This window comes from Rhodomicrobium vannielii ATCC 17100 (assembly GCF_000166055.1).
Classification (GTDB): domain Bacteria; phylum Pseudomonadota; class Alphaproteobacteria; order Rhizobiales; family Rhodomicrobiaceae; genus Rhodomicrobium; species Rhodomicrobium vannielii.
Genome location: NC_014664.1, coordinates 861133 through 886135, shown reverse-complemented (window position 1 = coordinate 886135; position 25003 = coordinate 861133). Strand labels below are relative to the sequence as shown.

The 25003-nt window shown below is 63.1% G+C and carries 23 protein-coding genes; 11 read left to right on the top strand and 12 right to left on the bottom strand.

Features of this window, described 5'->3' with window-relative positions:
• Nucleotides 1-2 precede the first annotated feature (2 nt).
• Both RVAN_RS03980 and RVAN_RS03975 read left to right on the top strand, forming a co-directional pair.
• Nucleotides 3-1127, top strand: coding sequence for a protein-glutamate methylesterase/protein-glutamine glutaminase (locus tag RVAN_RS03980; protein WP_013418477.1), 1125 nt, complete (start codon nucleotides 3-5; stop codon nucleotides 1125-1127).
• Nucleotides 1124-2848, top strand: a complete 1725-nt coding sequence (locus tag RVAN_RS03975; protein WP_041787265.1) for a hypothetical protein — start codon at nucleotides 1124-1126, stop codon at nucleotides 2846-2848. The genes RVAN_RS03980 and RVAN_RS03975 overlap by 4 nt, the downstream gene beginning before the upstream one ends.
• A 45-nt stretch (nucleotides 2849-2893) precedes the next feature.
• On the opposite strand, the gene RVAN_RS03970 is transcribed toward RVAN_RS03975, so the two are convergent.
• On the bottom strand, nucleotides 2894-3799 hold the full coding sequence (locus tag RVAN_RS03970) for a DMT family transporter (protein ID WP_013418475.1): 906 nt from the start codon (nucleotides 3797-3799) through the stop codon (nucleotides 2894-2896).
• Nucleotides 3800-3945: 146 nt separating this feature from the next.
• Between RVAN_RS03970 and RVAN_RS03965 the strand changes: the two genes are divergently transcribed.
• Together RVAN_RS03965 and RVAN_RS03955 are read left to right on the top strand one after the other, a co-directional pair.
• Complete coding sequence (locus tag RVAN_RS03965; protein WP_013418474.1) at nucleotides 3946-4881, top strand: LysR family transcriptional regulator; 936 nt, start codon at nucleotides 3946-3948, stop codon at nucleotides 4879-4881.
• A 332-nt stretch (nucleotides 4882-5213) separates the two neighbouring features.
• A complete protein-coding gene (locus RVAN_RS03955; protein ID WP_013418473.1) occupies nucleotides 5214-6068 on the top strand; it encodes an alpha/beta fold hydrolase in 855 nt (284 codons plus the stop codon).
• Nucleotides 6069-6367: 299 nt separating this feature from the next.
• Here the strand turns inward: RVAN_RS03955 and glmS are convergent, their stop codons facing one another.
• The 5 genes from glmS to RVAN_RS03930 form a co-directional block, all read right to left on the bottom strand.
• On the bottom strand, nucleotides 6368-8188 hold the full coding sequence (glmS, locus tag RVAN_RS03950; protein ID WP_013418472.1) for a glutamine--fructose-6-phosphate transaminase (isomerizing): 1821 nt from the start codon (nucleotides 8186-8188) through the stop codon (nucleotides 6368-6370).
• 137 nt (nucleotides 8189-8325) lie between these two features.
• Nucleotides 8326-9555 carry a GTP-binding protein gene (locus RVAN_RS03945; protein ID WP_013418471.1) on the bottom strand — a complete coding sequence of 410 codons (1230 nt, stop codon included), beginning with the start codon at nucleotides 9553-9555 and terminating at the stop codon, nucleotides 8326-8328.
• Between the two features lie 182 nt (nucleotides 9556-9737).
• On the bottom strand, nucleotides 9738-11081 hold the full coding sequence (glmU, locus tag RVAN_RS03940; protein WP_013418470.1) for a bifunctional UDP-N-acetylglucosamine diphosphorylase/glucosamine-1-phosphate N-acetyltransferase GlmU: 1344 nt from the start codon (nucleotides 11079-11081) through the stop codon (nucleotides 9738-9740).
• A gap of 191 nt (nucleotides 11082-11272) precedes the next feature.
• Nucleotides 11273-12193: a KPN_02809 family neutral zinc metallopeptidase gene (gene ypfJ, locus RVAN_RS03935; protein WP_013418469.1), complete on the bottom strand. Its 921-nt coding sequence runs from the start codon at nucleotides 12191-12193 to the stop codon at nucleotides 11273-11275.
• A complete protein-coding gene (locus tag RVAN_RS03930; protein ID WP_013418468.1) occupies nucleotides 12190-13560 on the bottom strand; it encodes a malonyl-CoA decarboxylase in 1371 nt (456 codons plus the stop codon). Before RVAN_RS03930 ends, ypfJ begins: the two co-directional genes overlap by 4 nt.
• Nucleotides 13561-13775: 215 nt before the next feature.
• Between RVAN_RS03930 and RVAN_RS03925 the strand changes: the two genes are divergently transcribed.
• Complete coding sequence (locus RVAN_RS03925) at nucleotides 13776-14504, top strand: GntR family transcriptional regulator (protein ID WP_013418467.1); 729 nt, start codon at nucleotides 13776-13778, stop codon at nucleotides 14502-14504.
• 136 nt (nucleotides 14505-14640) lie between these two features.
• Here the strand turns inward: RVAN_RS03925 and RVAN_RS18675 are convergent, their stop codons facing one another.
• Entirely contained in the window at nucleotides 14641-15765 is a 1125-nt protein-coding gene (locus RVAN_RS18675; protein ID WP_013418466.1) for a hypothetical protein, read from the bottom strand.
• 170 nt (nucleotides 15766-15935) lie between these two features.
• Nucleotides 15936-16409, bottom strand: coding sequence for an EF-hand domain-containing protein (locus tag RVAN_RS03915; RefSeq protein WP_169309514.1), 474 nt, complete (start codon nucleotides 16407-16409; stop codon nucleotides 15936-15938).
• A gap of 248 nt (nucleotides 16410-16657) precedes the next feature.
• Here RVAN_RS03915 and RVAN_RS03910 point away from each other — a divergent pair, with 248 nt between their 5' ends.
• The 5 genes from RVAN_RS03910 (at nucleotide 16658) to RVAN_RS03890 (ending at nucleotide 21300) form a co-directional block, all read left to right on the top strand.
• Entirely contained in the window at nucleotides 16658-17539 is an 882-nt protein-coding gene (locus tag RVAN_RS03910; protein ID WP_049779214.1) for a polysaccharide deacetylase family protein, read from the top strand.
• Between the two features lie 119 nt (nucleotides 17540-17658).
• A complete protein-coding gene (locus RVAN_RS03905; protein WP_013418463.1) occupies nucleotides 17659-18531 on the top strand; it encodes a YgfZ/GcvT domain-containing protein in 873 nt (290 codons plus the stop codon).
• The gene (locus tag RVAN_RS03900; protein ID WP_013418462.1) at nucleotides 18528-19151 is read left to right on the top strand and encodes a DNA-3-methyladenine glycosylase I; all 624 of its coding nucleotides are present in this window, start codon (nucleotides 18528-18530) and stop codon (nucleotides 19149-19151) included. The genes RVAN_RS03905 and RVAN_RS03900 overlap by 4 nt, the downstream gene beginning before the upstream one ends.
• 27 nt (nucleotides 19152-19178) lie before the next feature.
• Nucleotides 19179-19859, top strand: a complete 681-nt coding sequence (locus RVAN_RS20665; protein WP_013418461.1) for an HD domain-containing protein — start codon at nucleotides 19179-19181, stop codon at nucleotides 19857-19859.
• Complete coding sequence (locus RVAN_RS03890; RefSeq protein ID WP_013418460.1) at nucleotides 19849-21300, top strand: FAD-binding oxidoreductase; 1452 nt, start codon at nucleotides 19849-19851, stop codon at nucleotides 21298-21300. The genes RVAN_RS20665 and RVAN_RS03890 overlap by 11 nt, the downstream gene beginning before the upstream one ends.
• 4 nt (nucleotides 21301-21304) lie before the next feature.
• On the opposite strand, the gene RVAN_RS03885 is transcribed toward RVAN_RS03890, so the two are convergent.
• Nucleotides 21305-21931: a hypothetical protein gene (locus RVAN_RS03885; RefSeq protein WP_013418459.1), complete on the bottom strand. Its 627-nt coding sequence runs from the start codon at nucleotides 21929-21931 to the stop codon at nucleotides 21305-21307.
• 406 nt (nucleotides 21932-22337) lie between these two features.
• Here RVAN_RS03885 and RVAN_RS03880 point away from each other — a divergent pair, with 406 nt between their 5' ends.
• Nucleotides 22338-22643 carry a glycine zipper domain-containing protein gene (locus RVAN_RS03880; RefSeq protein ID WP_013418458.1) on the top strand — a complete coding sequence of 102 codons (306 nt, stop codon included), beginning with the start codon at nucleotides 22338-22340 and terminating at the stop codon, nucleotides 22641-22643.
• 71 nt (nucleotides 22644-22714) lie between these two features.
• On the opposite strand, the gene aguB is transcribed toward RVAN_RS03880, so the two are convergent.
• The 3 genes from aguB to RVAN_RS03865 form a co-directional block, all read right to left on the bottom strand.
• Complete coding sequence (gene aguB, locus RVAN_RS03875; RefSeq protein WP_013418457.1) at nucleotides 22715-23569, bottom strand: N-carbamoylputrescine amidase; 855 nt, start codon at nucleotides 23567-23569, stop codon at nucleotides 22715-22717.
• A complete protein-coding gene (locus tag RVAN_RS03870) occupies nucleotides 23569-24594 on the bottom strand; it encodes an agmatine deiminase family protein (RefSeq protein ID WP_013418456.1) in 1026 nt (341 codons plus the stop codon). Before RVAN_RS03870 ends, aguB begins: the two co-directional genes overlap by 1 nt.
• Before the next feature lie 136 nt (nucleotides 24595-24730).
• The gene (locus tag RVAN_RS03865; protein WP_155942341.1) at nucleotides 24731-25003 is read right to left on the bottom strand and encodes a hypothetical protein; all 273 of its coding nucleotides are present in this window, start codon (nucleotides 25001-25003) and stop codon (nucleotides 24731-24733) included.

Sequence of the window (25003 nt, the reverse complement as noted above, 5' to 3'; positions counted from 1 at the left end):
CGATGCGTGCTCCATCAAGAAGCTCCGGCGAGAAGCCACGAATCCTGATCGTGGACGACTCTGCTTCTGTCCGCCAGGCCCTGTCGGATATCATCTCCAGCGACCCCGAACTCGAGGTGATGGGGACGGCCTCCGATCCCTATGTCGCCGCGGAGCGCATCCGCCGCGAGGTGCCCGACGTCATCTTCCTCGATATCGAGATGCCGCGCATGGACGGCCTGACTTTTCTGCGCAAGATCATGGCGCAACGCCCGCTACCGGTTGTGATCTGTTCGAGCCTGACCGAAGAGGGGTCGAGCACCCTCATGGAGGCGATGGAGGCCGGGGCCGTCGACGTCGTGACCAAGCCGCGCATCGGGTCCGTCGAGTTCCTTCAGCACTCGCGAATGCGGATCTGCGATACCGCCAAGGCCGCTGCGCAGGCGAAGCTGAAGCCGCGAGCGGCTCAACCGCTTCGGGTGGAGGGAAAATTCACGGCGGACGCGATCATTCCCCAGGGTTGGGCTCGAAGGCGCGCCGACTTGGAGAGCGCCAGCGACATGATCGTCTGCATCGGCGCGTCGACCGGAGGGACGGAAGCTCTCCGCGATATCCTTTTCGCGCTACCCGCAGAGTGTCCCCCAATCGTCATCGTTCAGCACATGCCGGAAAAATTCACCGCCGCATTCGCGCGCCGCCTCGATGGCATGTGCGCCGTGTCGGTCAAGGAGGCCCAGAGCGGAGATGCAGTGGTTCCGGGGCGTGTGCTGATCGCGCCGGGGAATCGCCACATGCTCCTCCAGCGCGCAGGCTCCCGCGTCAGCGTGACCATCAAGGACGGACCCCCGGTCTGCCGGCACCGGCCTTCGGTGGACGTGCTCTTTCGGTCGGCGGCGCAGCACCTCGGGCCGCAAGCGCTCGGCATGTTGTTGACGGGCATGGGCGACGACGGCGCGCAGGGCCTTCTGGAGATGCGCGAGGCGGGTGCCTTCACGATCGCTCAGGACGAGGAAAGCAGCATCGTTTTCGGTATGCCGAGGGAAGCGATTCAGCGAGGAGCGGCTGTAAAGGTTCTACCTCTGTCACGCATGGCACAGGTGATCATGCAAGCGCGCAACCACACAGTCGATATGGTGAAGGCGTCATGACGGCACTGAACGCGGTGGCTATCGAGCGGCCAGGAACGTCTTTCATGCAGGATGGCGACGATCTTTCTGAGATGATCGCCGAGATTGCCGAGCCTCGGAAGGCGATCGAGCGGACATTCCTCGAAATGGGCGAACGTCTGATATCCGGCGTGAAGTTGCTGCGGACCGTTTCAGCCGCTCATGAGGCCATGGGGGCAGAGTTTCAGGGCCGCGATTTCCTTAGCGTCGTCGGGAGCGTGCGTGCGCTTCGCGACGAGGTGGCCGACATCGTTGGCCATCTTGCGACCGACGATACCGGCATCGAACAGCTCGCTGAAACGATTCAGAGGCTGAAGGATCCCCTCGACGATCTGGGCAATGCCGTCCGAATGCTGGGCCTCATCGCACTCAACGCACGCGTGGTGGCGGCAGGAATCGACGCAGGCCACGAAGATCTCGCTGCCTTTGTCGCCGAGATGACCGATATCGGGCGTGATGCCCGCGCGACGGTCCGCTCGATTCTCGGCATCCACACCCGCGTCTGCCAAACCGTCGCGAGCGCGCAGCAGAGCCACCTCGCCTTCAACCGCGAACAGGCGAAGATCATGGCGACGATCTCGGAACGGCTCAGGGCCGATCTCGCCACCATCGAACTTCAACAAGGTCGTGCGGCTGCGCATGCAATGCGATCCGGCGAACTGACATCGGCGATCAGCGCGCGGATCGGCGATGCGATTGCGGCCATGCAGATTGGTGACAGCACGCGTCAGCGGCTTGAGCATGTCGAGGACATCCTGGGCTCGATCAGGGATCGCACCGATGACGATACCGAAGCGATGCTTTTTCGTCTGGCGGCGGTGCAGCTTGCCTCGACGAACGAGGACTTTGTCACCGAGGTTGGAGCCTTGTCGTCCGCGCTCGACGGGACTCGCCGCGATGCCGAGGCCGTGCTTGAGGAAGGCCGGGAACGGGCGGACGAGATCCTCGCAGACAGCAGCCATGCCCTGACCGCTCTGGGGAAAAATCTCCAGTCCATCGTTCCCCTCTTGCAGCAGGACGCGGAGATGCGTCGCGCCGGCCGCAAGCTCGGCGAGGAAACGGCGGATGCCATGCAGGAGATGCTCGGTCAGATGGATGCCATCGAGGCGACCGAACATGTGGTTCAGCTCCTGCGTCTGAACATGGCCATCCGCTGCACGCGTCTCGGAGAAAGCGCGCATGGCCTGCGTGTGATCGCGGCCGAACTGGGCGCTGTCGCCAAAAGCGCCCGAAGCGCGGCGACTGGAATGCGTCAGATCCTCAGCCACCTTAAACACACCGTCGAGGCCGCGCGCGAGGGCGCGGCACGTTTCGACGTCCATGAGGTGAATGGCGATCCCATGGCTGCGGCGAGGCTGCTTGAGGCGGTTCTCGGGCGCGTCAAACAGGAGGCGGTCACTTTGAAGCGGGCTGGCCCGAAAACCATCGGCATTCTCGATGGAGCGGCGGAGCGCGTTCGCCATTGCGCTGACGGTCAGGAAGTTTGGCCGGATCTCATCTCGACGCTTACTGCTGCGGCAGGAGAGCGGGATTTCTCGGCATTGACCGTCGACCTCGAAAGACTGGCCGCGATCCGCTCCCGGTACACGATGCATAAAGAAAGGGTCATCCACGACAAGGCTTGCGGGGAAGCAACTGTGTCGTCCGATTGCATCGATACGCACGAAGAAGCCGGAGAAGACCTGGATAGCCTACTGTTTTAAGCTGCCGAGCAAACTCGCGGGTGGCCGTGCGTCGGAAGGCGAGACCTAACAACGCTCGCCCGATTTCGCCAGCGCAGGCGGCGCAACCGGGGCGGCGCTTCGGGTCGTCAGCAGCAGCCCGGCTCCAATAATCGCGGCGCCGACGAAGGCGCGCGGTTCGAGCGGCGTGCCGAGTGCGATGTAGGACAGGATCACCACCCAGAACGGGTTCAGCAGGTGATAGGACGCTGCGCTCGCTGCGCCGCTCCAGCGGATGAGGAGGAGCCAGAGCACGCTCGCCCCGATGCTTACCACGATGGTGAGATAAAGGATCGCCAGCGTCGCCGAAACCGTAAAGGTCGGCGCTGCAACGCCTTTCAGCGCGAGCACCGGCAGGAGCGCGAGTGCGCCCGCAGTCGATTGCCAGAAATTGAGCGTGATCACAGGGAGCCCGGTCGCGCGGCCGCGAAACAACACGGTTGCCATCGCGAAAGCGGTCGTGCCGCCGATGGCGAGCGCGACGCCCACGGCATCGCCCGCACCGATATCGAAGCCGATGATGACGATCACCCCCGCAAAGCCGATCAACACACCCAGCGTCTTGACGGGATCGAACCGCTCCTGCCCGAGCGCCACCGAAAAAAGGATGGCGAGGAACGGCGCGCAACTCACGATCACACCCACCACGGCGGCCGAGGTGAAGGCGAGCGCGGAAAAGTTCATGCCGAGATAGACTGCATTGTTCAGCAGGCCGAAGAGCAGACCAGTCTTCACGATGCGGGTGTTCCATGCCACCCGGTTCCCGAGGCAGAACGGCGCCATGATCGCGGCGCTCAACGCGAAGCGGATCACCAGCGCCAGAATTGGGTCGACGTCGCGCACGGCGATCTTGCCGGCGACGAACGCGGAACTCCAGATCAGGCTGAAGAGGAGCACGAGGGCGATAAGGGCGGGGCGCGATATCTGGGTCATGAGCGAAGGATCGCAGGCCGAACGCTCGTTGCAAAATTAATAATAGGCGCTCTATAATAAGACAGATTGATATGCTCCCGTCGCGGCATTGTCGCCGTCGGCTGGGCAATCCGTCGCCACCAGACGCAGCAAAAGGAAGCGCATCCTTGGCCAACATCGCCGACACCGCGTCGACGCTCACCGACCGCCGCATCACGCTCGAACAACTGCGCGCCTTCGTAATGGTTGCGGAAGGCGGCAGCTTTGCCGGTGCGAGCCTCGATCTCGGGCGCACGCAATCCGCCGTGACGCAAAGCTTGAAGAAGCTTGAGCAGATCCTCGATTGCGTGCTCCTGGAGCGTCGTCAGGGCCATTTCGCCGGCCTCACGATCGAAGGGGCGCGCTTCCTGCCGATGGCGAAAGAGATCCTCGCCCGCCTCTCCGACGCGGTCGGCTCGTTCCAGCGTCCGCCACTGGCGGGACGCATCCGGCTTGGCGTGCCCGACGATTTCGACGTGTTGGACATCCACGGCGTACTCTCGCGCTGCCTCGACATGAACCCCGAGCTGCGCATCGAGGTGACATCCGCGATGTCCGGCACCATCGTAGACATGTTCAACGCGGGCGAGATCGATGTGGCCCTGCTGAACCGCGCGCGCGGCGAAAGCCCGAACGTGGGCGGCGCGCCGCGAAAGGTGCTCCGTAGCGAGCCGCTGTTCTGGGTGGGTCGCGAGAAGTCGGCGCTCGGGCAGTTTTCAACGGTGCCGCTGGTTGGCTTCCCCGGCGGCTGCACCTACCGCAAGACGATGCTGCTCGCGATGCAGCGCGTGGGCAAGCCGAGCTACCTCGCCTACACAAGCTCGTCTTACGAGAACATCCGCAAGGCGGTCTCGGCAGGGCTCGGCATCGCGGTCCTGCCGCGCGGCTCTGTCGGGCGCGATCACGTGATCCTCGGCGCGGAGGAGGATTTTCCGCCGCTGCCGGAAGCGGAGCTCGTCATGGTCGCGAATGCCCGCGACGACCTCTACCGCAAGTTCGCGGCGTTTCTCGAAAGCTCACCCAGCGTCGCCGACGCGGTGCGGCGTCTTTCGTCCGCTGCCTGAGCGATGCGTTTGAGGGTGAGCGGCTTAATTTGCCACTCCACCCCCCGGCGCCGACACCGCCGGATCCAAAAATAGCGCTGGCATCCAAACCGTCGCCGACTAATAGCGGTGCTCACACACCTCGGAGACGACATGACAACGCTGCCAACGCCGCTCCTCTCTGCCACAGAGTGCCGCGAGTGCTGCCGCATAGTGCGACATCTTCTTGCCAAACATGACCGACGCGATATCGCCGCGCTCGACCTTCGGCGCGCCGCCGCCTTCTGACGCAATGACGCCTGAAGCAATCACTGTTATTCGGGGGCGATTCAACGCGTTGAAAGGTGATTCGCATGGCAAGGTTCGCTTCATCGTTGGTTTCATGCGCCGTTGCGCTGCTGATCGGCGCGGGCTGCGCCGTCGCCGATCCGATCGCGCCCGCCGGTAAGGTGATCGGCCAGGATCCGCAGGGCCGTGCGATCTATCAGGTCGACGCCAATGGTATCTCGATCGGCTACAAGCTGATCGGCACTGGCGCGCCGCTCGTGATGATCATGGGACTCGGCGGCACGGCCGAGAACTGGCCACCGCAGGTGGTCGAGGCACTGTCGAAGACCTACCAGTTGATCCTTCTGGACAATCGCGGCATGGGCCACAGCAGCGCCAACGACACCCCATTCAGCTATCCGCTGTTCGCCGCCGACGTGATCGGCCTACTCGACGCACTCGGCGTCAAGCAAACCCACGTGCTGGGTTATTCCATGGGCAGCACCATTACCCAGCAATTGCTGCTGCAATATCCCGACCGCTTCAACAAAGCGCTGATCCACGCCACTTCGACCGACGGTAGCAACGTCGCCAAGGCGCTGCACGGCCGGGTGCCGAGCGATCCGATCGTGGCGCGGCAGGTCGAAGCCACGACGCATTGGAGGACACCGCTGGATCAGTTACCTGCGATCACCAACCAGGTGATGCTGGTAGTCGGCACCGCCGACAATGTGGTTGGCGCGGAGAGTTCGAAGACGCTGGCATCGTCTATTCCCGGCGCCTGGCTGGTGCAGTTCAAGGGTGCCACGCACCATCTCATGTACGAGACGCCGGAAGGCTTTGCCGCCACCGCCCTGATCTTCTTCGACATTGACGAGACCGTTACGGTGAAAGCGCAGCCCAACGCCTCCGTCGCTCCGCCATCTGGCACCCGCCCGTGAGCGCCGGAAGCAAAGGCTGGCATCGGTCGTAGCCGCGGTCGTGGCCAGCTTTAGGGAACATCAAATGCTGGACGCGCCGCGTTGCCATCACTCTGTAACACATACACGGGGCGCAGACTCGGTCCGTCCTGTCACGTGTCGGACGTGAAGTTTGCTGTCACGCGCCGGGCTAAAAAACGAGCGCAGCACTACGGCATACGGCGGGTCTATCCCCGCGCCTGCGGGGGAACACCGGCCTTTTGGTCGCGAAGGATCACTTTTTTTGTCGCCGAACAACTCCGTCCGTCAAAAGCCCGCGCCTACTCCACCGTCACGGACTTCGCCAGGTTCCGCGGCTGATCCACATCGGTGCCCATCGCGACCGCCGTGTGATAGGCGAGAAGCTGGATCGGCACGGCGTAGAGGATCGGGTTGACGAGGCTGTGCGCCATCGGCAGCACGAAATTAGCCTGCGCCTTGACCGCTGCTTGCGCTTCGGGCGCGTCGGAGAACACGACGAGCTTGCCGCCGCGCGCCGCCACTTCCTGAAGGTTCGACACCGTCTTCTCGAACAACGCATCCTTGGGAGCGAGCGCGATCACGGGCACCGTCTCGTCGATGAGCGCGATGGGGCCGTGCTTCAGTTCGCCCGCCGCGAAGCCTTCCGCGTGGAGATAGGAAATTTCCTTCAGCTTCAGCGCGCCTTCGAGGGCGAGCGGATAGCTCGATCCGCGCCCGAGATAGAGCACGAGCGGCGCCTTGGCGAGCGTCTGCGCCAGCGCGTCGAATTCGTCCTCGCGCTTCAGTACATCGGCCATGAGGCGCGGCACCTGCACGAGCGCACTCACAAGCTCGGCCTCGTCGGCAGCCGACAGCACGCCGCGCTTGCGCCCCGCCGCGATCGCCATGCAGGCCAGCACCGAAAGCTGGCACGTGAATGCCTTCGTCGAGGCGACGCCGATTTCCGGCCCGGCGAGCGTCTGAAGAACGGCGTCCGATTCGCGCGCGATGGACGATTCCGGCACGTTCACCACGGAGGCGATGAGCTGGCCATTATCGCGGCAATAGCGGAGGCTTGCGAGTGTGTCCGCCGTTTCGCCGGACTGAGAGACGAACACGGCGAGCCCGTCCTTCGGTAGCGGCGATTCGCGATAGCGGAACTCGGACGCGATATCGACATCCACCGGAAGCTTCGCATAGCGCTCGAACCAGTATTTCGCGGTCAGCGCCGCATAGAAAGCCGTACCGCAGGCCGTGATGGTGAGCTTTGACAGCTTGTCGAACGGCAGACCGCCGCCCGGAAGCTCGATGGAATTACTGTCGAAGCGGACATAATGCGCGAGCGTGCGGCTGATGACTTCCGGCTGCTCGTGGATCTCTTTCGCCATGAAGTGGCGGTGGTTGCCCTTGTCGATAAGGAGCGCCGAAACCGCGGTCCGCACGATGGGGCGCTTCACTTCTGCGCCGCTCTCGTCGTGGATCGTCACGCCATCGTGGCTGAGCACGGCCCAATCGCCCTCGTCGAGGAACGTCACACGGTCGGTGAAGGGCGCGAGCGCCATGGCGTCAGAGCCGAGGAACATCTCGCCCTTGCCGTAACCGACGGCGAGCGGGCTGCCCCGCCGGGCCCCGATCATCAGATCGTCGCGGCCGGAGAACAGGATCGCCAGCGCGAACGCGCCTGTGAGACGGGCGAGCGACGCATGCACGGCCGCCACCGGGTCCGCGCCACGCTGAAGCTCGCGATTGATGAGATGGGCCACGACTTCGCTGTCGGTCTGGCTTTCGAAGGTCTCGCCTTCCTTCTCAAGCTCTTCGCGAAGCTCGCGGAAATTCTCGATAATGCCGTTGTGGACGATGGCGACGGCGCCCGCCATGTGCGGATGCGCGTTCCTCTCGACCGGCGCGCCATGCGTCGCCCAGCGCGTATGCCCGATGCCCGACGTGCCGTAAAGCGGCTCCGCGCCGAGCTTCCGGTCGAGCGACGCGAGCTTGCCCTCGGCGCGCCGCCGTGTGAGGACACCGCCTTCGAGGGTGGCGACGCCTGCGGAATCGTACCCGCGATATTCAAGCCGACGCAGCGCATCGACGAGACGTGGCGCTGCCGGTTCTTTTCCGAGGATACCGATGATTCCGCACATGGATTTGGCCTTTCCGAAGGTCGGACGACGTGATCGCCCGCGATGGTAGCTGCGCCGCGCGAACGCACAAATTCAAACAATACTACAGACTGTTTCAGGCAAGTTTAAGTTGCGCTTCGGAAAGGTTCGCGCAGGCGTCACCCGTTCGGGCCGAGCCCCCATGACGGAAACGGATCCGGCAGCCTCGCCCATGATTTGGGACTGAACACCGGCTTCTCGGCGTCGCCCACAAGGCAGCGATCCAGCATCGCCTCGATGCGCCCGCGATTCATCTCGCCGAGAACGCCGATGAAGACGAGCTCCTGCCGCCGGTCGCCGAAGACCGGGTCCCAGCGCGATTTGACCTTCGCGAGCGTTTCCTCATCCTGCGCCAGGCGCGCCTCCGGCACGGCCGCCCACCAATAACCCATGCCCCCCGTAGCGGCGATAGCGCCCGCAAGGCTGAACTCGCCCACCCAATCGGGGCGCGTCGCGAGCCAGAAATGGCCCTTCGCACGCACGACGCCCGGCAGCGGTGTCTGGATGAACTCCTGAAATTTGGCGGGATCGAGGGGTCGGCGCGCGCGCCAGACGAAGCTCGTGATGCCGTATTCGACATCTTCCGGCGTATGCTCCGCGAAGCCGTACAGCTCCTTGTACCAGAGCGGGTGTTGATGCGCCTTGTCGAAATCGAACAGGCCTGTGTCGAAGATCCGCGCGGGATCGACGCGGGCGAAATCGGTCTCGATGATGCGCGCATCGGGATTGAGGCTACGGATGATCTTGCGCGCGGCGTCGAGTTGCGCGGGCGTTGCCTCGGACACCTTGTTGAGGATCACTACATCGGCAAATTCGATCTGCTCTACGAGGAGATTGACGATCGTACGGTTATCCTCCTCGCCCGCGACTTCGCCCCGATCGCGCAGAAAGTCGGTGCTCGCGTAGTCCTTCAGCAGGTGTGCCGCGTCCACCACCGTCACCATCGTGTCGAGGCGAGCGATGTCGGACAGGCTCAAGCCTTCTTCATCGCGAAATTCAAAGGTGGCGGCCACGGGCAACGGCTCCGACACGCCAGTCGATTCAATGAGCAGGTAGTCGAAGCGGCCTTCCGATGCGAGCCGGGCGACTTCCTTCAGAAGGTCATCGCGCAACGTGCAGCATATGCAGCCATTCGACATTTCGACGAGCGTCTCCTCCATGCGAGACAGGTTCGCGCCGCCCGCCCGAACGAGGTCCGCGTCGATGTTCACTTCCGACATGTCGTTGACGATCACCGCCACGCGCCGTCCGTCGCGATTGTTCAGCACGTGGTTCAGGAGCGTGGTCTTGCCCGCGCCTAGAAAGCCCGAAAGGACGGTTACGGGCAGGCGCTTGTCTTTCTGCGTCATGGGAAGAAGGATCTCCGGGTGGAATGCAACTAGCAATGTTATACTATTACATCGGCTGCATTCAAGGTGCTCGCTTCCAGATGGCGGGAAAACATGCCGCGAGCGAAAGCCGCCAAAGGCGCGCTCTATCTCTCCGTTTTAGATCTTATCGGAAAACCGCCTCACGCTTCTAGCGGCGAGCCTCACTTCGACCGCTTCTCCGCCTCGGCGCGCGCGCGCTTCTTCTTCGCCCATTCGTCCTTGTGCACCTGCGGCGCGCGGGTCAGCGCCAATGCGTGGGGCGGCACATCCTCGGAAATTACACTACCCGAGCCGATATAGGCACCGTCGCCGATGGTCACGGGTGCGACGAGCGAGCTGTTGGAGCCGATAAACGCGCCCGCGCCGATATTCGTCTTGAACTTGCTGTAGCCGTCGTAGTTGCAGGTGATGGTGCCCGCGCCGATGTTGGTTTTCGCGCCGATATTCGCGTCGCCGATGTAGCTGAGGTGGTTCACCTTAGCGCCTTCCCCGACATGCGACGCCTTGAGTTCCACGAAATTGCCGACATGCGCCCCGGCTTCCAGCACTGTACCGGGGCGGAACCGCGCGAACGGGCCGATGGTCGAGCCGCGCCCCACGCGCGCGCCTTCGAGATGCGAGAAGCCGCGGATCGTGACGCCGTCCTCGATGACGACGCCAGCTGCAAAAATCACGTTCGGCTCGATCACGACATCCTGCCCGATGATTGTGTCATGCGCGAAGGTCACGGTGTCGGGCGCTATGAGCGTCGTGCCGCCCGCCATTGCCGCCTCACGCGCGCGCCGCTGGAAGATGGCTTCGGCCTCCGCGAGCTGGGCGCGCGTGTTCACGCCGCGCACCTCGTCCTCGTCGATGATCTCGCAGGCCACGTGAAGCCCCCGCGCGCGGGCAACTTCAACCGCGTCGGTGAGGTAAAATTCGCGCTGGGCGTTGTCATTGCCGATGCGGTCGAGGAGCGAAAGAATCAGGTCGCCGCGAAACGCGAGGATGCCGGAATTGCAAAGCGTGATCGCCCGCTCCGCCTCGCTCGCGTCCTTGTCCTCGCGGATGGCGACCAGCGCGCCCGACGCATCGGTGATAAGGCGGCCATACCCCTTCGGATTGCGCGCATTGAAGCCCATGACCGCCATGTCGGCGCCGTTCGCGATGACCGCAGCGAGGCGGGCGAGGCTGTCGGGCGTGACGAGCGGCGTGTCGCCACAGAGCACCACGACCGGAAGGCTCGACGTTTCGAGCGCGGGCCTCGCCTGCAAAACGGCATGCGCCGTGCCGAGTCGCTCATGCTGCTCGAAGAACCGCGCGGCGATGGGCAGGCGAAGCGCATCGAAGCCCTTCGCGTCGGGCGGCACTATCACGGAGCACGCCTCCGCACCAGCGTCGGCGGCGGCCTTGATGACATGGGCGACGAGCGGCAGGCCGCCGACCGGGTGCAGCACCTTCGGCAGCGCCGATTTCATGCGCGTCCCCTGCCCCGCCGCCAGCACCACCGCATTAAATCCCGCCATCGGTCGATCCTTTTCTGCCTTCGCCGGTGCTGTTCTTATGCCTGACGGCGATCAAATGGAAAGCCCCGCCCCGCTCTTCAAACATAGCGGGGCGGGGTAAACATTGGCTGCGCTGATAGGGGAAAGCTGTGGCGAGCGCGTGACAGAGCGTGTGTCGAGCTTGCCAAAACGAAGGGCGGACTCGCCCTCCCTCAGATCGCGTCGGTGTTGAACGTATCGCAGGACGCCAGCGAACCCGTCTGATAACCGCGCGTGAACCAGCGGGCCCGCTGTTCCGAGGAACCATGCGTGAACGAATCAGGCACAGCATAGCCGCGCGTGCTCTTCTGGATCGCGTCGTCACCGATCGCCGCCGCCGCGCGGAGCGCCGACTCGATGTCGCCCGGTTCAAGCGTGTTGTTCAGCTTCGCCGTGTGATGCGCCCAAACGCCGGCATAGCAGTCGGCCTGAAGCTCGACGCGCACCTGAATTGCATTGCGCTGACCTTCCGAGGTGGCGGCCGCCTGAAGCCGCTGCGCCTGCTGAAGCCGCCCCTGCAAATTCTGGATGTGATGGCCGATTTCATGCGCGATCACATAGGCTTGCGCGAATTCGCCCGGTGCGCGGAAGCGGCGCTTCAGCATATCGAAAAACGACAGGTCGATATAAACCTTGCGGTTCATGGGACAATAAAACGGCCCCATCTGCGCGCTCGCGAGTCCGCAGCCGGACTGGATGCCGTCGCGGAAAAGGACGAGTTTCGGCGGCGAATAACGTGCGCCCTGGCTCGCGAAGATCTTCGACCATGTGTCTTCTGTATCGCCGAGAACGACCGAAACGAACCGCTTCGCCTGATCGTCCGTCGTCGCGCTTTGCGAGGGCGCGCGCGGAGCTTCGCGCGGGATCTGGATGCCGCCGCCGGGGAAGCCTTCGCCGCCACCTTGCAGGATGACGCGCGGATCGATGCCGAACAACAGCGCAATGCCGACGATCACGATCACGCCGACGATGCCGAGGCCGCCGCCCTGCCCGATCTGTATGCCGCCGCCGCCGGGGAACGGAAAACCGCCCCCGCCGCTCTCATCGCGGCGGTCTTCGACGTTCTCGCTTTCGCGGCGTCCCTGCCATCTCATGAGATTGTCTCGCTTTTACGCTGCGCGGCCTTGGCGTTCGGTTCCGGTGCGAGAAGGATCGATCTCACGGCCTTCGACGCGGCCACTTGGCTCAGGTTCACATAAGCTTCGTGATTACGCTCGATGTCCTTAAGATCGTATAAATAGTTGACCATGACGCTCAGAGACTCGCGAATACCCTTCTCCGACGTGTCGCCGAGCCAATTGATCCGCTCCAGCCGCGCGCCGTTGCCGAGGTGGAAACGCGCCACCGGGTCGACCGGTTTCCCCTTCTTGTCCTTCGCGCGCAGATAATAATGAGCGGCGGCGGCGAGAATGGCGGGTTCGAGCGCGTCGAGTTCCTCCTCGCTCTCGCCGAATTGGCCCGCGAGCGCTGCATCGATCAGCTTCCGCTGCGCCGCCGGAAGATAGGAAAGCTCGGCCTTGTTCGCTTCGAGCCACGACCTGAAAGTCGGTGCGGGCGATAGCGTCACGAAGGCCTTCAGCGAAGGCTTCTCCTTCTTCATGTCCTCCGCCACCTGCTTGATGAGGAAGTTGCCGAAGGAAATTCCGCGCAGGCCATCCTGACAGTTTGAGATGGAATAGAAGACCGCCACGGAGGGGTCCGGATCGTCGAAATCTTCCGCGTCGGAGGCGAGGAGCAGCTGGATCGACGACGGAATTTCGCTCGCGAGCGCGACCTGCACGAAGATGAGCGGTTCATCGACGAGCGCCGGATGGAAGAACGCGAAGCAGCGGCGGTCGTTGGGGTCGAGCCTGCGCCGCAAATCCTCGAAACCGTGGATCTTGTGCACCTTCTCGTAGGCGATCAATTTTTCGAGGATCGACGCCGGGCTCGACCAGGAAAGATGCGCGAGCACGAGGAAGCCGCGATTGAACCACGAGGAGAACAGATGCACGAAATCGCGGTCGACGCCGGCGAGTTGGGGATTATCCTTCAGACGGCGCAGCAGGTCTTCGCGCATGCGCACGAGAGCCGTCGTGCCGCCCGGCGCGAGATTGAGGCGGCGGAAAAGTTCCTGCCTCGGCGATTCGACAGCGGCCATGAGGGTTTCGAGCCGACCGATCTCCGGCTGCTCAAGATAAGCGGTCGCCGCTCGCTGGACCGCCTCTGTGCTCGGGAGAAAATGTCTTGCCAAAAACACGAAAAAAGCGTCTTTTTCCTTATCTGTCGTCAAACGGTAGAGGTCAAGGATTCGCCTTGCAAGAGCAACGCCGGATGCTTCGCCCCTGCTCGAAACCAAAGCCTGACATAATTCTTCGAATGACTCTTCAGCGTCTGTTCCGATCAAGGATGACAAATCCAGAATCTGCCTGCCTCGGTCCGAAATTTTGCTCAGGATTTCCTGGAAGAAAGAAACATCCATATTCCGGCTGCGCGCCTCGCTGCTTGCGATTGATCAAAGGTCCAGTCTGAGGGGGATGATACCATGAAATTCGTGGTCTACGCCCGAAAAGGCGGTTTCGGGTTCTTCACTGTTCGGATTATCCGGGGTATGGCTTCCTGCCCGGTAAAAATTGCGCCGAGCTTTGACTATGGACGGAAGGATCGTCGAGAGCACGAAACGAGGAGCGCTGTCCTATGAGTTCCCAAGCGGAACGCTTGCGATCGTTGATTGAGGAGGAGATCCTCTCCTTTCAGCTTAAGCCCGGCGACAAGCTGGACGAATGCGGTCTTGCGAAGCGATACGGGACGTCGCGGACGCCGGTTCGGGAAGCACTTCGTCAACTCTCTGCGAACGGCCTCGTCGAGATCCGGCCTCACAAAGGCGCAATGGTCGCGCGCCTCGGTATCCGCGAGCTCGTCGAATTGCTCGAAGTGATGGCGGAGCTTGAGGGAGCCTGCGGACGACTGGCCGCCAAGTCCTGCCTTAACAGCGACATCGATGCGATGGCCGCCGCGCAGGAAGATTGCCGCCGCTTTGCCGAGTCGCACGATCCGAAAAGCTACGCGCGCGCTAATGAGGTTTTCCACGAGACGATCTATGCGGCGAGCCGTAATAACTACCTCGTCAAGATGACACTCAGCATCCGCAACCGGATCGGCGCCTACCGGCGTTTGCAACTCGACCACATCAACCGCATTCTGCCCTCCGTCATGGAGCACGACCGCATTCTGCGCACGATCCGCGATGGGCTTCCCGACGAGACCGACAGGCTGTTGCAGGTTCACATCCTCAACATCGGCGGTGAACTGCGCCGCATGATCGCGCTCATTTCCGAGGGCGAGAACGCGTTCCCGAATCGCACTCAGATGATGTTCGACGAAGCCGATGCGCTTCACGTCCTCGCGGGCGCGGGCAAGCGATAGGGACCTTGGGGGCCGCGCTCGTGAGGCCTAACACACACTCGTCGTCAGGTGCCCCTGCGCCTGACGACGAAGCCGTCATTCTGGCGTTCTTCATCCTCTGATCGGAACGCGCCGCGCCCAAGTGGCGCGCCACTTCTTAGCGCAAAGCGAGATCGAACGGACAGAACGAGCGGAAGCACGGGCCGCGATTACGCTCCGACGACAGGTTGCGCCGTTCGATCACCTTCCCGTCCACGGCGACAATGGAGAAGCGATCCGACTGGCGATTGAGCACGAGGTGCCACGTCGAAACCCCCTTCGAGCGGGTGCTGCCGCTCGCGACTTCCCAGTCGATAAGCGCGTCAACCATGCATTGCGCCTGCGGCACCTTGCACAGCACGATCACGCTACCGGGCTTCAGAGACTGCTTTCGGTTCGGCCACCGCGTCACGAAACGGGCATGCGAGGCCAATACCTCCTGCCGGGTCTTGATCTTGCCAAAATGCGAAACCTTGTCGTCATATACGTCCGAGATCAGAGCCAGCGAGCGAGCGGCCTCCTCGTTTTCGTATGTGAGGTAACGCGCTGCGAAATTCCGCGCCTGCGCTTCGACATCGGCGGGAGTTGCGGCGGGACCGATGCCAAGCGACGACACGTCTTTCGTAACCTCGGTGGTTTTGGGCGTCTGGGCCTGTTCGGTCACGCCCGCTTCCGAAGTGCTGTCGAGATCCTTCACGGTGACCTCGATTCCGTTCCCGCGGACCTGCGCAGGCGAAAACCAGCGCACGCTCGTCGGCGGCGCGGAGGTGAGGCTTAGCACCGCTTTCTCGGGTAGCCCGAGCGTGTTCAGGTAAGACCCGACGATCGCGTTGCCCGACGCGCTGACTTCCTTCACGCCCGCGAGATCGTAATAGGCGGCGTGAAAGCCGACCCGCGCGGAAGTTGCCATCAGACGTGGCACACCCGCGAGCCAGATCAGCGCGCATGCCGAGGCGCAGCGCGAATTTGCGGTGACATAGGTCGAGAAGCCCTTGAGCCGGATCGCGCGGCCTATCTCAAGCGCTTCCTTCAACGCCCCGCCGTCGCTTGCAAGCGCAACCACCGCATCGTCGGTCATCAGCGCGATATTGGCGAATTTCTGCGCATCGCCGGGGGCAATCACGCCCGCAATGACGATGACCCTCGTGACGCCATCATGGGTCACGGTCGTGATATTGGCGGCGCGGGCTGGAAGGGAGAGAAGCCCGGCGAAGATCAAAAGCGAAGCCAGAAGACGATGCATGCAAAAGCCGCGTCTGACGTTGAGACCAGCTTTTTTTCTAGCAGGGCGAAGCAGTTTTGTCTGTTGCGCGAATGCACCAGCCCGAGCTTAGGATGCATTCGCGCACAAGTACAACCTGACGCCAGTCTTGTCGGATCGCAAAGCCTTGCGGGCGTGCCTCGTCATCGCGCCTATCGCGAGCCCGGAATTGCGGGGTTTTCCTTCTTCGGCTGTTCAACCGTGGCCGCGCGAAGCTGGTAGGTGTTCAGACGGCAGGTGTTCTGCTTGTCGAGTTCCACGAAGGCGGGATTACGCCGGTCGACCATGTCCGATTCGGTCACGTAACCCTTGCGCTCGACATCGTAATATTTGAAGTCCGCGGTCTCGAACAGGCGGTCCATTTTGGAGAGTCGGGCGAACTCCTCCGGCGAAAGCTTTCCGTCACGGTTGACGTCCGCATCCTTGAACAGCTGGCCGACATAGGCGCGCCACTCGTCGCAGGTAACGACGCCGTCGTGGTTGATGTCCCAGGTCGCGGCGGCACGGATGAACGACCCCTCGACCGAGTCGCTCAAGCCTGCGGGAGATGAACACCCGGCGGCAAGGATCGCAAGCGTGGCACTGGCAGCCATGAGCCCGAGACGCAATTTTTTGTGATGTGCCATTCTTGTCGACCGCTTCCTTTTCATTCGCCGTTGCTCCGAGGCAAAGCTTTGAATTGTGGTGCGAATAGGCCGAAACGCCGCGTCCGGCGCTTTTGCCACAAATCTTCCTCGCGAACGCCATTTGCGCGTCAATCCCTCAACGCCTGCGAAACCAAGATTAAGAAGACTTTGCGGTCGCGTCTTAAGCCGCGCTATAAGCGTGCAGGCGAATATGGTTCTGAGTTGCAAGAGCCATGTGTGGTGGGATCATGATTTACAGACATGCGGCCATTGGTCTGGTCGCACTCCTTTCGCTAGCGGGCGCGGCCAGCGCGGCTGAATGCCCTGCGGGCGCGCTCGGCACCAGCCGGACGCTCACCCTCGATCCGGCGAAGGTGAGCCGCGTCGGCGGCGGCCCGGATTATGGCACGCCCATTCTTGAAGACCATGAGGTGATTCTCACCTTCGACGACGGCCCTACCCCGCCGTGGACGGGCAAGGTGCTGGACGCACTCGCGGCCGAATGCGTGCACGCGACCTTCTTCACCGTGGGCACGATGGCGCGGGCGCATCCGGCGCTGTTGAAGCGCGTGCTTGCCGATGGGCACACCATCGGCACGCATTCCGAGCATCACGCGCATATCCCTAAGCTGCCGTACAAGGCCGCCACGAAGGAAATCTCCGACGGCTTCACGACGGCCGGCAAGAGCCTCGACGATCAGACTGCCGTCGCGCCGTTCTTCCGCTTTCCCTATCTCGAATCGACGCGCGCGACCGAAACCTATGCCGCCGCGACGGGCATCGTGATCTGGAATATCGATTTCCATGCGAGCGACTGGACCTTGCTGACGCCGGAAGTGCTGGCAAACCGCGCTATCGACAAGATCGAACAGAAGAAGCGTGGCATTCTCCTTTTGCACGACATACACCAGCGCACCGCCCTCGCCCTGCCGATCATTCTTCAGGAATTGAAGAAGCGCGGCTACAAGATCGTGCATGCGGTGCCGGTGCCCGGCGCTCATGTGAATTTCGAGGTGGCGGCGAAGATCGACCCATGGGGCGCGAAAGTGGCGCCGCTTCGCAGCAGCCGCGCGAAGGCCTCGCCAAGTTTTGATGGCGGAGCGGTGGAGGATTGGCCCGCGCAGCATTAGTTTCTGCGGGCATCGGATGCGCCCGCCGGCCGTGGCGAACCACGGCATGCAGAACATGGCAGGAACGCCAAACGGTGTTATGATCCGGCCACCGCTTCATCTCTGGCGAGGTTTCCTGCATGCCGTCCACTCTTCTACCCGATCGCGCCGTCCTCAAGGTTACGGGCGACGACCACGTTTCCTTCCTCCACGGCCTGATTACGAACGATGTCGAGCATCTCGGAAATGACGAGGCGCGCTTCTCAGGTCTGCTGTCGCCGCAGGGCAAGATCCTTTTCGATTTCTTCGTCGTTCGCCATGGCGATACGCATTTCATTGACGCGCCGAAAGCACAAGCCGACGCCCTTTTAAAGCGCCTCACCATGTACAAGCTGCGCGCCAAGGTGGACGTCGCCGATGTGTCGGACAAGACGGCGGCGGGCGCAATCTGGGGCGAGGACGCAGCCGCGTGGGCGAAGGCGAATGGCGGGCTCGCCTATGCCGATCCGCGCCTGCCGGAGCTTGGAAGCCGCATCCTCATCTCTGCCGCCGCCGCGCCTGCCGTGACAGCCACGCCCGAGGACTACGCCGCCCATCGCATCGCGCTCGCCGTGCCTGAGGGCGGCGCGGATTATGCCTTCAGCGATGCCTTCCCGCACGAAGCGTGCTTCGACTTCCTCCATGGCATGGACTTCAAGAAGGGTTGCTTCGTGGGGCAGGAAGTCGTCTCGCGCATGCAGCATCGCGGTACGGCACGCACGCGCGTTCTGTCGGTGACGGCATCGGCGGATTTGCCGGAAGGTGGCGCGGATATCGTGGCGGGCGGTTTCCCGGTCGGCCGCCTCGGCTCGGTCTACGGTGCTCACGGTGTGGCCCTCGCCCGCATCGACCGCGTGCGCGACGCGCTGGCGAAAGGGCTCGCGTTGACCGTCGGCGCGGCAGACGTGGATCTCACCGTGCCGCACTGGGCAACCTATTCGCTTGAGCCGGAACCTGCGGGAGACGCCGCGTGACCGCGCTCGAAGCCGCGTGCGCCGTAGCAGTGCCGGTCCGTTGCGCATGGGTGAACGCCGACAACGCGCTTTACGTCCGCTACCACGATGAGGAATGGGGCGTGCCGAAGACGAGCGACCGCGCGTTCTTCGAAAAGCTCATACTCGAAGGTTTCCAATCCGGCTTGTCGTGGATCACGATCCTTCGCAAACGCGAGGGCTTTCGCGCCGCTTTCGATGGCTTCGACCCCGAGAAGGTCGCGCGCTACGACTCCGCAAAGGTCGAAGCGCTCGTCGCCAATGCGGGAATCGTGCGCCATCGCGGCAAGATCGAAGCCGCCATCGCCAATGCGCAAGCCTGCCTCGACCTGCAACAGAAGCAATCGCTCGCCTCATTCTTCTGGGGCTTCGTGGACGGTGCCGCGCTTCAGAACCGCTTCGCCGCCATTTCCGAGGTGCCCGCGCAGACGCCGCTCAGCGCCGCGATCTCGAAGGAACTGAAGCGTCGAGGCTTCCGCTTCTGCGGTCCGACCACGGTCTATTCGCTGATGCAGGCGACGGGCCTCGTCAACGACCACATCGTGACCTGCCATCGCCACGATCCTTGCGCCGCTTTGGCTCGGCCCGAAATTCTGGCATAAAGACGCTGTTCCCGAAAAGGATTCGCGATGCAGCAAAAACTTGCCCCCCAGCCGCTCGTCGTGCACCGCCAAAGCCGCGCCTGGCAGCGCATGCTTTCGGGCCGCCGCCTCGACCTGCTGGACCCTTCGCCGCTCGATATCGAGATTGGCGACATCGCGCACGGGCTGGCCCGCGTCGCCCGCTGGAACGGTCAGACGAAGGGCGCGCATGCCTTCTCCGTCGCGCAGCATTGCGTGCTCGTGGAACAGATCGCAGCCCTCATCAAACCCGCCGCCGGGCCGCATTTTCGCATGGCCGCGCTGCTGCACGACGCGCCGGAATATGTGGTCGGCGATCTCATCAGCCCCTTCAAGGCCGCGATGGGCAAGACCTACAAGACCTTCGAGCTGCGCATCCAGCGAACGGTTCACATTCGTTTCGGCCTGCCGCCGGAGCTTGCCCAAGGCGTCACCCAAGCCATCAAGCGCGCCGACAAGATCGCGGCCTTCTTCGAGGCGACCGAGCTTGCGGGGTTTGCTGCGTCCGACGCGCGCGCATGCTTCGGCGATCCGGACACGCTCGGCATCGAATGGCCGGCGATGCTTCGGCGTCCGGAACCCGTGGACGCATCCGCGGCGCAAGCGGCTTTCCTCGCGCAGTTCGAGGCGCTCGAAGCGGAAAGACGGGCGGGCGCGGAGCGACCGAAAGGCGGCGCGCGTGCACCCTGATCTGAAGCCGCTGACGGCTGGCCTCGCCGCAAAATTCGCCTCGCTGGCTGGGCCGCATGGCGCACTGGAAGCGCCGTCGGAGATCCTCCCCTACACGCAGGAGCCGCGCGGCCTTTATCACGGCGTGTCGCCGCTGGTCCTGCGCCCGGCGACCGTCGAGCAGATTTCCGCGATCCTGCATCTCGCCCATGAGGAGCGCATCGCGATCGTGCCGCAGGGCGGCAATACGGGGCTCGTCGGCGGACAGGTGCCGTTCGGCGGCGAAATCATCCTGAGCCTTTCGCGCATGAATCGCATCCGCGAGGTGGACGCGGCGGGCAACACGCTCACCGTCGAGGCGGGCGCAACGCTCGCAGCCGTTCAGGAGGCTGCCGCCGCTGCGGGGCGCCTGTTTCCGCTGAGCCTCGGTTCGGAAGGCTCGTGTCAGATCGGCGGCAACATCGCATCGAACGCGGGCGGCGTGCATGTGCTCCGCTACGGCAACATGCGCGATCTCGTGCTCGGCCTCGAAGCGGTGCTGCCCGGCGGCGCGGTGATCCGCGGGCTGAAGGGGCTTCGCAAGGACAACACCGGCTACGATCTGAAAAGCCTGCTCATCGGCTCGGAAGGCACGCTCGCTGTCATCACGGCGGCGACGCTGAAGCTGTTTCCGCAGCCTGCCGAGGTCGCGACCGCCTTCGTCGGCTTGCCCTCGCTCGATGCGGCGGGCGCGTTCTTCAGCCGCGCGAGCGAAGGCGCGGGGCCGCTGCTCACCGCGTTCGAGCTGATCCCGCGCGCCATCCTCGATTTCGTTTTCCGCCATCTGCCGCAGCACCGCGACCCGCTTGCCGCGCACTATCCCTGGTACGCGCTCGTCGAAATTTCCTCGCCGCTGGCTAACGGCGTGGCCCAGCGCGCCGCGCTGTCGATCCTCGAAGCTGCGATGGAAGCGGGCACCGTCGCCGACGCCGCCGTCGCCGCATCTGAAGCGCAGGCGCGCGACTTCTGGCGGCTGCGCGAGGCCATCGTCGAAGCGCAGAAATACGAGGGCGGCAGCATCAAGCACGATGTGTCCGTGCCGGTGGCGCTCATCCCCGCCTTCATTGCCGAGGCGACTGCCGCCGTCGAGGCGCTCGTGCCCGGCGCGCGGCCCGTGCCGTTCGGCCATTTCGGCGACGGCAACATCCATTTCAACGTGAGCCAGCCCGTGGGCGGCGACACGGCTGCGGACAAGGATGCGCGGAGGGCGGCCTATCTCGCGCGCTGGGACGAGATGCAGGCGATGGTGCACGGTATCGCGCTGAAATATGGCGGTTCGATCAGCGCCGAGCACGGCATCGGCCGCATGAAGGTCGACGCGCTGGCGGCGATCAAATCACCCGCCGAGATGGCGCTGCTGCGGGGTATCAAGGCGGCGTTTGATCCGAGGGGGGTGATGAACCCGGGGAAGGTTTTGGTATAGATATTTAGTTGAGACGCTGACCTCGATAATAAAGAACGGTTTCCGTTGCTTTGACTTCTGTGCCTATGGCCTCTACAGTCGGAGCCATAAAATGCGTTTCCATTTTTGCATATTTATTTGGATGTTGTTGTTTTAAGGCCGTGTGCATAGCAGGTGACAGATCAACGACATCTATCGACTTAATCGTGTTATCAAAACCAATAGAGATGCGAAGCTTCCCAATATTGACCATATTAGTCGGCGGTACAAGAAAGTAAGCGTAAGAATAACGATACTCTGCATCCCATATGCCATTTTTGGGAAATAAATCGACCTTCTTATTATCCCAATTACATGAAACTGCAGCGATATAATATTCACCGGGTTCAAAATTGTAAACTCTGGGAGAGTCCTCATCGACTCCGGTGAGCCAAAGCTTGACGCCCGCATTCCGGACAAAGCGGTACCCCGTCGAGGTTTTGACGGCAAAATCGACGACAATATTCTTGCAAGGCACACCGACGAGTTCCACCGAGAACGGCACCAAAGCTGCGGTCTCGGAACTATTGAAAGAAGAGCCTTGCTGCGTAATCGTGTTGCCAGCGCATCCGCATAGCCCCGCAATACATAAAAACATCGCTAAAGTGCGCATTATTCCCCATCCCTGTAGCCCGGGAGGGAATATAACGTTCGAACATTCCAGTTTCAGCATCTTTTTAAGACGGCATGAGCGAGGCTGCTGATGCATGTGCAGAGTTGATGGCGGCCGCGTATGCGCACGACTGAACGCGCACTTTTCAAGCTACTCCACCAGCCCCCCATAAAGCCTCGTCCGCGTCGGTGAAGTCCGCGACGAACTCGCCCGTGTCTCGGCGATGAGCGTCGTCCCGCTAAGTCTTACTCTTGACCAAATTTCGCGCGACACTTGGTTAAATCGGTTTGTAGCCAGTAACGTAACGTGAACCGCACATCTCAACAGAATTCGCTTCTGTTCAAGGCGTCGACCACCGAGCGGGTGCAAGGTGTGCAGCCGCGAACGTCGGAAAGGGGAAGCAGAAATGCTTAAGAAAATCGGACTAGCGGCGATGTTGGGGTTGGCGGCAACGATGCCGGCGCATGAAGCGAGCGCGCAGGATGCTCTCGGCGGCGCGCTGTTTGGCGGTGCGGCGGGCGCAATCCTGGGTGGTGCGGTGGGCGGTGGCCGCGGAGCCGCCATCGGCGCTATCGTCGGTGCGGGAACCGGAGCCGCTATCGCCGCCGAAGGCGAACGCCGCCGCAGCGGCTATTATTACTATCGCGAAGGCTGCTATCTGCAACGCCCCGATGGCGTTTGGGTCCGGGCGCATCCGCGCTATTGCTACTGATAGCCGGTCGTTAGGTTTGGACGTCGCCCCCTTCGCCTGGTTTCGCGCGACGAAAAAGGGGGCGCTCCTCTTTACTCCACCAACCCCCCATAAAGCCCGGCGCGCCGATCCCGGAAAAACCCCCAGTCGGCTCGGTATTCCTCGATCTCCGCGAGGTCGAAGCTTGCCACCAGCACGCCCTCGTCCGTGTCGCCGAAGTCCGCGGCGAACTCGCCCGTGTGGTCGGCGATGAAGCTGTGGCCGTAGAAGCGCTGCACCGCGCCGTCGTTATCCTCAAGCCCGATGCGGTTCGCCGCCACCACGGGGATGGCGTTCGACACGGCATGGCCCTGCATCGCGCGCTGCCAGCGGCGGTGCGTGTCGAGCGCGGTGTCGTAGGGCTCGGACCCGATGGCGGTGGGGTAGAACAGCACGTCCGCGCCCTGTAGCGCCATGGCGCGCGCCGCCTCGGGGAACCACTGGTCCCAGCAGATGCCGACGCCTATGGTCGCGAAGCGCGTCTTCCACGCCTTGAATCCGGTGTTGCCAGGCCGGAAGTAATATTTTTCCTGATAGCCGGGGCCGTCCGGGATGTGGCTCTTACGATAGACGCCGAGCACCTCGCCGTCCGCGTCCGCGATGGCGACGCTGTTGTAATAGGCGGGGCCGTCCTTCTCGAAGAAGGAGATCGGAATCACGATGCCGAGTTCACCGGCGAGCTTAGCCAGCGCGCGGACGCACGGGTGCTCGCGCGTCGGGTAGGCCGTGCCGAACCATTTCGGATCCTGCCGCGAGCAGAAATAGATGCCCTGAAACAGCTCAGACGGCAGCACGATCTGCGCATCGAGCGCGGCGGCCTCGCGCACGAACAGTTCCGTCTTCGCGATGTTCTCAGCGATGTCCGGGCCATAGGCGGTCTGGATCGCCGCAACCGTGAGCTTTGCCATTACGCCGGTTCCTGTTGGGTGATGCAATGGAATGAGCCGCCGCCCGCGTCGCCGAAGCCGAGGAGCCCGCGCGAGGGCACGCCTATGACGCGGCGGCCGCGGAACACCTCGCGGAGTGCGCCGAGCGCCGCATCCTCGGAAGCTGTGCCGTAAACCGGAACCACGACGACGCCGTTCGCGATGATGAAATTCATGTGCGACGCGGGCGAAATTTCGCCGATGGCGTTGCGGTAGCGGCCGACGCCCGGCACGCGCACCACATTGAGCTTTGCGCCGCTGGCGTCCGTTGCCGCTTCGAGCGTCGCCGCGATGGCGTCTAGCGTTGCGGCGTTGGGATCGTCGTCGCCTGCTGGCGCTTGGCAGACGACGACGCCCGGCGCAGCGAACCGCGCTATGTTGTCGATATGGCCATCGGTGTGGTCGTTCGCCAGACCCTCGTCGATCCAGATGATTTTTTTCGCGCCGAGGGCGGTCGCGAGCGCCGCCTCGGCCTCGGGTCGCGTCCAGCCGTTGCGGTTGGGGTTGAGCGTTGTCTGGCGCGTGGTGAGCACGGTGCCCTCGCCGTCGTGGTCGATGGCGCCGCCTTCCAGGACGAAATCGAAGCGACGCACAGGCGTGCCCGCGAGCCGCGCGATCTCGTCGCCCACAGTCGCGTCGTCCGGCAGGTCGAACTTGCCGCCCCAACTGTTGGTCGCAAAGCGCAGCGCGATCTTTTCGCTTGTCCCGGCGCGGTCAGAACGGCGCGCGAAAATCGGCCCGGTGTCCCGCAGCCAGATGTCGCCGTAGCGCGCGGGCACGATCTCGGCCGCGCCGGCAAGCGCCGCACGTGCCGACGCCTCGGCTTCGGCGCCGTTCACGAGCAACCGCACCGTATTGCCATCCGCTAACGCGCGCACCAAGGCCGCAACGTCGGCGCGCGGCGTCGCGAGGTCGCCGTTCCACTCACCCGGATCGGCGGGCCACGCGGTCCAGATCGCCTTCTGCCGCGCCCACTCCGCCGGAACCGAAATTGTCTCGCCGCTCATTGCTCTCCCCTTCGCTGACGCCAACATCTAAAGCGTTTGCGGAGGAGTTCAAGTCGACAGGCCGAGCGGTCAAAGCGGGCCGTCTGCAAGACTCGCACAATCACGAGCGGCGGAATGGCATCCGCCACCTCAAAGCTCAGGCTTGTTCGTCGGTTTCGAAGCCGCGAAAGGCCCATCTGGTGGCTAGGCCGAAGAGGAACAGCGCCAACGGCGGCCCAAACAGCACGACCGGAATGCTGAGCAGTTCCTGCCGGGTTTCGCCATTGATGAATTCGATGGCAAAATAGAGAGACCAGCCCATGATCCAGGCCGCCGACGCCAGGATCCAAAGCCGGATCATGCCACGCCGCCAATTGATTGGAGGCGCCTTCTCTCTTTCGAGATTGAAACGCCGGTTCTGCATCATCAT